The sequence below is a fragment of the Rhizobacter sp. P3_B12 genome (assembly GCF_056402895.1).
This window is the reverse complement of record NZ_JBFUGN010000171.1, coordinates 1-8,911: the sequence shown is the minus strand read 5'-3', so window position 1 is coordinate 8,911 and position 8,911 is coordinate 1. Positions and strand designations below refer to the sequence as shown.

Genomic DNA, 8,911 nt, shown 5'->3' with positions numbered 1-8,911 from the left:
CTGCTGCACTGGGCCGAACTCGAGGGCCGGCAGCTCGCGCTGAAGCATGCGCTGTTCAAGGCCTACTTCACCGACGGCCAGGACCCGAGCTCGCACGAGGTGCTGGTGAAGGTGGCCGCCGAGGTCGGGCTCGACGCGCAGCGCGCCCGCGAGGTGCTGGCCTCGAACGAGTTCGCCGACGAGGTGCGCGAGCGGGAGGAGTTCTACCGCCAGCACGGCATCCAGGCCGTGCCCTCGGTGATCATCAACGACCGCCACCTGATCCAGGGCGGCCAGCCGCCCGAGGTGTTCGAGCGGGCGTTGCGCGAACTGCTCAGTGCTGCATGAGTCAGTGCTGCTTGAGCCACTGCCCGTTGACGTTCATCAGCGCGCACGGACCGGTGTAGGGCTTGCGGTTGGCCTCGCAGGCCGACATGGCCTGGCGCGCCGCTTCGCGCGGTGAGGCCTGGCCGGCGCGCCAGCCGAAGGCGCCGCTGTCGGACGACGCGAAGGCCTTGTGGTTCGGCTGGGCCAGGTACTCGTCGGTGAAGGCCCTCAGCGCGTCCGGGCCGGTGATCACGTCGGCGGCCTGGGCGGCGCGCGGGTCGAACTGTTCCGTCGCCGGGGCCTCGGCCTCGCGGACGCGCTTGACATACGACCGGTACGACGAGAACGAGGCGAGCAGCATCAGCACCAGCAGCACGCCCGTGATCACCGCGGCCACGGCGTTGCCCCGGCGCGGCTGCGGGCCGTAGTCGTTGTCGCCGCCGGTGCCTGGCCAGAACATCATCACCAGGCCGAGCAAGCCGCCGAGGACGGGCACCGACAGCAGCAGCGACCACCAGCCGCTGCGGTTCAGGTCATGCAGCCGCAGCGCGCTGGCGCGCACCGACCAGATGACGAACGCGGCGAAGACCGGCACGAGCAGAAGCGCGAACCCCACCGAGCGGAAGATCGGCAGGATCACCGCCGCGCCGACAGCGATCAACGCGACGCCGAGCAGGCTCAGCATGCCGGTGTTGAAGTAGGCGATGCGGCCGATGCGGCCTTCGAAGCTCAGGCTCAGGACCGGCGGCAATTCCTCGCTGGGTTCGTACCCCACGGCGCCGCCCGACTTCGGCGGCGCATAGCGGCCGCCGCCGTTGCGGGCCGCCAGGCGCTCGGCGCGGGCCCGGTCGATCTCTTCCTGCTTGTTGGCGATCGCGCGGGCGATGTCGGTGGAGCAGTTGCGGCAGAACGCGCGCTTGGGCTGGCGCTCGCCGCAGTTGGGGCAGGTCACCTGCTCTTCGAGCGGTGCCAGCGGCGGGATCGTGGCGGCGAGCGGCGTCGGGGGCGGCGCGGCGACGGGCGCGGCAGTGGGGGCCTTCGCGGCAGGGATCGGTGGCGTCGCCAGCGGCGAGGTGGTCACCCCGACCGGCTTGCCATCCGCCGTCTCGACCAGCACCTGCATGCCCATCTGGCGAAACTTCTGCACGTAGCGATCGGCATCGGCGAGCGCGATGGCGCGCTTGATCACCGTGCGGCCGCCGGCGAACACCTCTTCGAGCCGCTCGCCCTCGACGCGGTAGGCCTGCGCGAAGCTGCGCTTGACCTCGTCGAGGCTGAACCCGCTCAGCACCTCGCCCGCGAACACCAGGCGCACCTGTGCACTGCCTTCCATCGAATCCCTCCAGGGCCCGAGCCCCTGCGCTGTTTGGGCGTGAGCATAGAGGCACCCTGTGCCGGACGGCCCCTGCAAGAGGCCATTCATCCTCAATATTGGGGAGATGCGTGTGATTTTTCAGATGGCTTGAAACAGTTCACATGCTGTTCTTTTGGTTTACAGCTCTCAAGCAGTAAATTGACTCAACAGCCTACAATATGTGAACCCGAAGTACAGCTCGGAGCTTGCATGCCTGATTTCACCGTTCGCACTGCGGATCAATTGCCGACCCTGCTGCAGGCCTTCCGCAAGGAGGCCGGCCTGACGCAACGCGAAGCCGCCCTGCGTCTAGGCGTCACCCAGCAGACCTACTCGGCCCTGGAGCGCAACGCCGAGAAGGTGGGCGCCGCCCGGCTGCTGAAGCTGCTGGGCATCCTCGGCGTCGAACTCGTGCTGAGCAAGCCTGCCGCCAGCCCCACGCCGCCGGCCTGGTGACGCATGGGACGCCGCTCGCACACCCGCTCGCTCGGGCTCTGGATGAACGGGGTCTTCGTCGGCACCYGGAGCCGAGCCCCGAACGCGCCGGACACGCTGCAGTACGACCTCGACTGGACTCGGTCGGAGCAGGGTCGCCCGCTGTCGTTGTCGCTGCCCTTCACGCCGGGCAACGGGCCGCATCGCGGAGACAAGGTTCGCGCCTGGTTCGCCAACCTGTTGCCGGACAGCCAGGACATCCTCGACCGCATGGCCCGCCGCTACGCGACGGGCTCGACCGACGCGTTCGATCTGCTGTCCGAGATCGGACGCGACTGTGTCGGGGCGCTGGAGATCCTGCCCCCGGACCAGGCTCCGGCCGGCCCCGCGGCCGTGCAGGCGCAGCCGCTGACCGATGCCGAGGTGGCCGAGGTGCTGCGCGGCACCACGACGCCGCACACGCTGGGGCTGGTCGCCAACGACGACGACTTCCGCATCTCCATCGCGGGCGCGCAGGAGAAGACGGCGCTGTCGTTCCAGGACGGCCGCTGGTGCCTGCCACGGGGCGGCACGCCCACCACGCACATCTTCAAGCTGCCGCCGGGGCTGATCGGCGGCATGAAGCTCGACATGCGCGACTCGGTCGAGAACGAGTGGCTGTGCTCGCGGATCCTGCAGGCGTACGGCCTGCCGGTGGCCGCCTGCACGCCGCTGCAGTTCGAGGACATGAAGGCACTCGTGGTCGAGCGCTTCGACCGCGCCTGGTGGAGCAGCCCGGCCGGTGAGCGGCGGCTGATCCGCCTGCCGCAGGAGGACCTGTGCCAGGCCAGCGGCGTGCCGCCCGGCGCCAGGTACGAGGCCGAGGGCGGCCCGGGCATGGATCGCATCCTCGGCGTGCTCGAGGGTTCCATGGCACGCGAACGGGACCGCCGGACCTTCTTCCAGGCGCAGTTGCTGTTCTGGATGCTGTGCGCGACGGATGGCCACGCGAAGAACTTCAGCCTCTTCCTGCGTCCCAACGGGCGCTACCAGCTGACGCCGCTCTACGACGTGCTGTCGGCGTACTCGGTGCTGGGCGCCGGCCCGTCGAAGATCTCGCCCTTCAAGGCCAGGATGGCGATGGCGGTGCGTTCGAAGAACGCGCACTGGAAGATGCAGGACATCCAGCGACGGCACTGGGAGGCGCTCGGTGCGCGCCATGGTGTCGTGACGGAGGCCGGCCAGCCGGTCGGCCTCGTGATCGACGAACTCGTTGCGCAGACGCCGCGAGTGATGGACGCCGTGCGCGCGCAGTTGCCGGGCGACTTTCCGATGCAACTGGTCGACAGCATCCTGGATGGCCTGCAGGACGCAGCGAACAAGCTCGCGCTGCCTTGAGTCGAGCCAGAAAAGCAGAAAGCCCCGAGCAGCGAACTGTCTCGGGGCTTCCATGATCTGGTGGCCAAGGGCGGAATCGAACCACCGACACGCGGATTTTCAATCCGCTGCTCTACCAACTGAGCTACTTGGCCGTGAGCCGATGAGTATAGCAGTTTGCCGGCAGGCTTCGATCAGATCCCGCCGCTGCGCTTGTTGCGCGTCAGGTCGACGCCCAGTTGCTTGAGCTTGCGGTACAGGTGCGTGCGCTCCAGGCCGGTCTTCTCGGCCACGCGCGTCATGCTGCCGTTCTCCTTGGCCAGGTGGAACTCGAAGTAGCTCTTCTCGAAGGCATCGCGCGCCTCGCGCAGCGGCCGGTCGAGCTCGAAGCTCTGTTCCGATTGCGGGCCGATCGGCGGCAGCGGCATCGCCTGGCTCACCGGCAGCGTCTCGATGGGCATGCCGTACTCGATGCGCGGCAGCGGCAGGGGGGGCGGCGGCGGCGGCGGCGGCGGGGCCGCCCGGCTGTTCGGCTTGACCAGCGCCTGCTCCACCGCGCGCAGCAGCTTCTGCAGCGTGATCGGCTTCTCGAGGAAGGCCACCGCCCCGACCTTCGTCGCCTCGACCGCCGTGTCGATGGTGCCGTGGCCCGACATCATGATCACCGGCATCGTCAGCAGCGTGGTCGCACCCCACTCCTTCAGCAGCGTGATGCCGTCGACATCGGGCATCCAGATGTCGAGCAGCACGAGGTCGGGCCGCACCCGCTCGCGGCACGCGCGGGCCTGCGCCGCGTTCTCGGCCAGTTCGACCTGGTGGCCTTCGTCGGTCAGGATCTCCGACAGCAGGGCGCGAATGCCCAGTTCGTCATCTACAACAAGAATGGTGGCCATGAACCCTCAGTGCACCCGGCTGTCGGCGGCGGCCGCTTCAGCGGACCCAACCGGTGCGAATTTTGAAAATGATAGCGAAACTTGGGCACCGATCACGACTTCTCCCTGCTCGGAAGCCTCGGTGAGGTTGGCCAGCCGGATGCGCGCCCCGTGTTCATCGGCGATTTTCTTGACCACGGCCAGGCCCAGGCCGGTCCCCTTGCTCTTCGTGGTGACGTACGGTTCGAACGCCCGCTTCAGCACCTTGTCTGCGAATCCCGGCCCATTGTCGATCACCTGCAGCCGCACGGCCCGCACCTCGCCCTGCTCGGTGCGCGCGAGTTCGGTGACCACCCGCACCTGCCCGTCGGGCCGCTCGGCCACCGCATCGATCGCGTTCTGCACCAGGTTGTGGATGACCTGCCGCAGCTGCGTCGTGTCGCCGATGATCGCCGGCAGGTCGGCCGCGAAGACGGTTCGCAGCTGCCCCGATTCCTGCGCCGTCGCGTACAGCGTCAACACCTCGGCCACCAGCGCGTTCAGGTCGAGCGGGTGCGGCCGCGCCGCCGGCAGCCGCGCGTAATCGCGGAACTCGTTGACCAGCGTCTTCATCGCCTGCACCTGGCTGACGATGGTGCCCACCGAGCGCACCAGCATCGCCTGGTCGAGGCCTTCGAGCTTCGATTCCAGCTTGTGCTGCAGCCGCTCGGCCGACAGCTGGATCGGCGTCAGCGGGTTCTTGATCTCGTGCGCCAGCCGCCGTGCCACCTCGCTCCAGGCCTCGGCGCGCTGGGCCGAGACGACGTCGCTGATGTCGTCGAACACCATCAGGCGGCCGTCGTGCGGCATCGCCGCCCCGCGCACCAGCAGCGTCACCTTGTCGCGGTCGGCCGCGGTCTGCAGGTCGAACGCATCCTGCCAGTGGTCGCGCTCGCCGGCCTCGGGGCTGCTGCGGTGCAGGTCGAAGCGCTGCAGCACCGCCCGGCCGAAGTCCGCCAGCCCCGGCACCTCCGCCAGCGTGCGGCCGCGGTAGGCCGACAACGGCAGCCGCAGGATGCGCGTCGCGCCCGGGTTGACGGTGTCGATGCGGCCGTCGCGGTCGAACACGATCACGCCGGCCGTCAGGTTGTCGAGGATGGTCTGCAGGTTGGTGCGCGCCGCCTCCAGCTGCGCGAGGCTGCGCTGCACCAGCGAGCGCGCATCGGACAGCTGCTCGGTCATGTCGGCGAACGAGCGCGTCAGGCCGCTCAGCTCGTCGCGCGACGACACCACCTGCTTGCGCGTCAGGTCGCCGCGCGCCACCTGGCGCACGCCCTCGGCCAGCACCAGCAGCGGCCGCGCGAGCTGGTTGCCCAGCGTCACCGCGAGCAGCAGCGCGCCGAACACCGCGAGGATCAGCGTCAGCGTCAGCGTGCCGATGTACATGCGCCGCAGGCCGTCGCGCGCCAGCGAGCGCTGCTGGTACTCGCGGTAGGCCGCCTGCACCGCCAGCGCATTCGTCACCACCGAGCTCGGCAGCAGCTGGGTGACGAGCAGGAAGCGGTCCTGCGCGTCGAGCGAGATGTTCGAGCTCGGCATGAAGGCCAGCGCCTTGATGCGCGCGGTGCCGGAGTTCGCCGCGGTGTCCTCGTCCAGCCCCTCCAGCTGGCTGATCACCCGCGAGTTGCGCGCCTGGCGCAGCTGCGCCTGCGTCGGCCGGTCGGGCGACAGGTTGCCGGCGGCGCTCGGGCCCACCGTCAGCAGCACCTGGCCGCTCGGCCCGAGCACCGTCACCTCCTGGGCCGACAGCTGCTCGCGCAGCCGCTCCAGCTGCAGCGGCTGCACGGACGGCGTGCTGTCGGCCAGCCGCTCGGCGGCGAGCCGGGCCTTGTTCGCGAGGTCGTTGACCTGCGCATCGAGCGTGCCGCGCCCGAGGTTCAGACCGGCATCGAGCGCACCCTCGACCTTCACGTCGAACCAGGWYTCGATGCTGCGCGAGACGAACTGGTACGACACCGTGTAGATCAGCAGCCCCGGCACCACGCCCACCATCGCGAAGATGGCCGCGAGCCGCAGCAGCAAGCGGCTGCCGAACTTGCCGCGCCGCACCCGCAGCAGCAGGCGCACCGACGCGATGCCGATCACCAGCATCAGCAGCGCGGCGACGATCAGGTTGACCCAGAACAGCCAGACGTAGTGCTTCTCGTACAGCCCGCGGCTGTTGGTGGCGATCGACAGCAGGAACACCAGCACCAGCCCCGCGCCGGTGACGGCGACCAGCGAGACGATCCATGCCCAGCGGGAGGCCTTGGTCATGTCAGTGACGAACCCACGGCGACGTAGCGATCACCCTGTTGAAGCGGGCACTGCGTGTCAAAAGCGCTTGAAACGCTCGACGCGCAACGTCCAGTCGGCCTGCCCGCCGATGCCGATCTGCATCGGCCGCGGCAGCTGGCTGGTGTCCAGCCGGTAGCTGAACTCGATGTAATGGTGGCCTTCGTCATCGATCTGCGCCGCATCGGCCAGCCGCCAGCTCACGACGCGGCGCAGCGAGGCCAGCGCATCGAACAGATTGTCGTAGCTCTGGTGCAGCCCGCCGAAGGTGACGCGGTATTTCCGCGTCAGCGGCTGGTAGGCCAGGCGCCAGGTGCGGGTCGACGACGTGATCAGCTTGTCGCGCCAGTACCAGCGGTCGCGGTAGACCTCGGCCTCGGCGACGAAATACACCGGCACGCCCTTCAGCAGCGCGTCCTCGACCGAGTGCGGCAGCTCGAACTGGGCCGAGAAACCGAGCAGCAGGCCGTCTTCGTTGCGCACCAGCTCGAAGCTCTCGAGCTCGATCGGCTCGGCCCGCAGCGGCGCGTGCAGCGCCATCAGCAGCGCGGTGGCGACCCACAGCAGCAGCCGCCCCCAGCCACCCGCGCCGGGGACACAACCGCCTTGCCTGGGAGGGAACCGGAGCGAGCGCAGCACGGATTCGTTCTAGGATTTGGTCAGCAGTGCGTAGAAGAAGCCGTCGGGCGATGCACCCGGATGGAGCGCGTGGCCTTCGCCTGGATTGTCGGCGAGCGGCAGCAGGTGGCCGGGTGAAGGCCGGTCGGAAGCCGCGGACGCGTTGGTTTCGCGTTGCAAAAAAGCGTCGATCACCTGCCGCCCCTCGGCCTGGAACACCGAGCAGGTGCAATACACCAGCTGGCCGCCCGGCTTCAGCAGCGGCCACACGGCGTCCAGCATCTCGCCCTGCAACGTCGCCAGCGCCGGGATGTCCGTCGGCCGGCGCAGCCAGCGCACGTCCGGGTGGCGGCGCACGATGCCCGAGGCGCTGCAAGGGGCATCGAGCAGGATCGCGTCGAACGGCCGGCCCTGCGACCAGGCGGCGGTGTCGCGCGCGTCGGCGGCCACCAGCGTGGCCTGGCGGCCGATCCGGTCCAGCGTGTCGCGCACCCGGGCCAGCCGGCCCGGATCGCTGTCGAGCGCGGTCACGTCCAGGTCGGCCAGCTCGAGCAGGTGGGCGGTCTTGCCGCCGGGGGCCGCGCAGGCGTCGAGCACGCGCGCGCCGGCCGGCAGACCCTCGCCGAGCAGCAGCGGGGCGGCGAGCTGGGCCGCCGCATCCTGCACCGAGACATCGCCGGCCGCGAAGCCGGGCAGCCGCTGCACCGCCGCCGGCTGCGCCAGCACGACCGCCTGCGGGCCGGCGACCCGGCCTTCGAGCCCGGCCTCGGCCAGCCGGCGCACATAGTCCGCGGGCGTGCCGCGGCGCGCATTGACGCGCAGGGTCATCGGCGGGCGGCTGTTGTTGGCCGCGAGCAGCGCCTGCCAGTGATCYGGCCAGTCGGCCTGCAGCCGCTCGACCCACCAGCGCGGGTGGTTGTGGCGGGCCAGCGGATCGGCGAGCGCCGCGGCCACCTGGGCCGCTTGCTCGCGCAGGAAGCGGCGCAGCACCGCGTTGACGAACGGGGCGCCGGCGTGGGCGCGCTGCTTGGAGGCCTCCACGGCCTGGTTCACCAGCGTGTGCGGTGCGTAGCGGGCGCCGTTGATGGCCAGCTCCGCGCTGGCGGGTTCGTCCGATCCGGCGCCCGGCCACAGCAGCGCCAGCACGCTCAGCAGCAGCGCGTCGATGAACGGCGGCGGTGCCTTGAGCGCGAGCTGGCGGCGCAGCACCTCGGCGGCGCCGAGCTTGCGCATCACCTCGAACGCCAGCGCCTGCGTGCCCGGCCGGGCCTCCGCAGGGCAGCGCGCGAGCGCGTCGTTGAGGGAGCGGCCGTCGCGCACGGCCTGCACGGCGTTGGCGACATGGACGAGGAGCTGGTACAGGGGCAGGGAGGTCACGGGCGAGAGTCTACGGGCGCGGGCACAATCGCCACCCTGTGCGGCCCACCAGAAAGACCGACATGCCGAAAGCGCCCCCCCGCGACGACGCCCGAAGCGAAGCCGAACTCGCCGCCCTGCCCGCGTCCGAGCGCATCCGCTACCGGCTGGTCGGCGCCGATTGCCGCTACCACGCCAACGACAACATCGCGGCCCACATCCGCGAAGGCGAGATCGACGAGCTGCGCGACGAGGTCGAGGCGAAGATGCAGGAGGTGTTGAAGGCGCTGGTGATCGACAC

At 70.0% G+C, this 8,911-nt stretch carries 8 protein-coding genes, 1 tRNA gene and 1 pseudogene; 4 read left to right on the top strand and 6 right to left on the bottom strand.

All coding sequences use genetic code 11. From position 1 onward, the window contains the following. On the top strand, positions 1–327 hold a 327-nt coding region (locus tag AC1D01_RS11970), incomplete at its 5' end, for a DsbA family oxidoreductase (protein ID WP_477866402.1). Position 328: 1 nt separating this feature from the next. On the opposite strand, the gene AC1D01_RS11965 is transcribed toward AC1D01_RS11970, so the two are convergent. Then, complete coding sequence (locus tag AC1D01_RS11965; RefSeq protein WP_477866400.1) at positions 329–1,639, bottom strand: DUF805 domain-containing protein; 1,311 nt, start codon at positions 1,637–1,639, stop codon at positions 329–331. Between the two features lie 231 nt (positions 1,640–1,870). Between AC1D01_RS11965 and AC1D01_RS11960 the strand changes: the two genes are divergently transcribed. After that, the gene (locus tag AC1D01_RS11960) at positions 1,871–2,116 is read left to right on the top strand and encodes a helix-turn-helix domain-containing protein (RefSeq protein ID WP_477866398.1); all 246 of its coding nucleotides are present in this window, start codon (positions 1,871–1,873) and stop codon (positions 2,114–2,116) included. Positions 2,117–2,119: 3 nt separating this feature from the next. After that, positions 2,120–3,472: a type II toxin-antitoxin system HipA family toxin gene (locus AC1D01_RS11955; RefSeq protein WP_477866396.1), complete on the top strand. Its 1,353-nt coding sequence runs from the start codon at positions 2,120–2,122 to the stop codon at positions 3,470–3,472. Positions 3,473–3,530: 58 nt separating this feature from the next. On the opposite strand, the gene AC1D01_RS11950 is transcribed toward AC1D01_RS11955, so the two are convergent. The 5 genes from AC1D01_RS11950 to rsmB all read right to left on the bottom strand — a co-directional run bounded on the left by AC1D01_RS11950 (position 3,531) and on the right by rsmB (position 8,631). Beyond that, positions 3,531–3,606, bottom strand: a tRNA-Phe gene (locus tag AC1D01_RS11950). A gap of 39 nt (positions 3,607–3,645) precedes the next feature. Then, positions 3,646–4,344: a response regulator gene (locus AC1D01_RS11945; RefSeq protein WP_477866394.1), complete on the bottom strand. Its 699-nt coding sequence runs from the start codon at positions 4,342–4,344 to the stop codon at positions 3,646–3,648. Positions 4,345–4,350: 6 nt separating this feature from the next. After that, positions 4,351–6,618 carry a sensor histidine kinase gene (locus AC1D01_RS11940; RefSeq protein WP_477866392.1) on the bottom strand — a complete coding sequence of 756 codons (2,268 nt, stop codon included), beginning with the start codon at positions 6,616–6,618 and terminating at the stop codon, positions 4,351–4,353. 57 nt (positions 6,619–6,675) lie between these two features. Then, positions 6,676–7,275 (bottom strand): DUF4390 domain-containing protein, encoded by a 600-nt coding sequence (locus AC1D01_RS11935; protein WP_477866390.1) that lies wholly within the window; start codon positions 7,273–7,275, stop codon positions 6,676–6,678. Positions 7,276–7,284: 9 nt separating this feature from the next. Continuing rightward, positions 7,285–8,631 carry a 16S rRNA (cytosine(967)-C(5))-methyltransferase RsmB gene (rsmB, locus tag AC1D01_RS11930; RefSeq protein ID WP_477866388.1) on the bottom strand — a complete coding sequence of 449 codons (1,347 nt, stop codon included), beginning with the start codon at positions 8,629–8,631 and terminating at the stop codon, positions 7,285–7,287. A gap of 62 nt (positions 8,632–8,693) precedes the next feature. Between rsmB and AC1D01_RS11925 the strand changes: the two are divergent. Further along, a pseudogene (locus AC1D01_RS11925) lies at positions 8,694–8,911 on the top strand (GTP cyclohydrolase I); the annotation flags it as partial.

What these genes read in the sequence shown, in the direction of transcription:
- AC1D01_RS11945 (WP_477866394.1), bottom strand. Translation starts at nt 4,344, where the DNA reads ATGGCCACCATTCTTGTTGTAGATGACGAACTGGGCATTCGCGCCCTG.
- AC1D01_RS11960 (WP_477866398.1), top strand. Translation starts at nt 1,871, where the DNA reads ATGCCTGATTTCACCGTTCGCACTGCGGATCAATTGCCGACCCTGCTG.
- AC1D01_RS11965 (WP_477866400.1), bottom strand. Translation starts at nt 1,639, where the DNA reads ATGGAAGGCAGTGCACAGGTGCGCCTGGTGTTCGCGGGCGAGGTGCTG.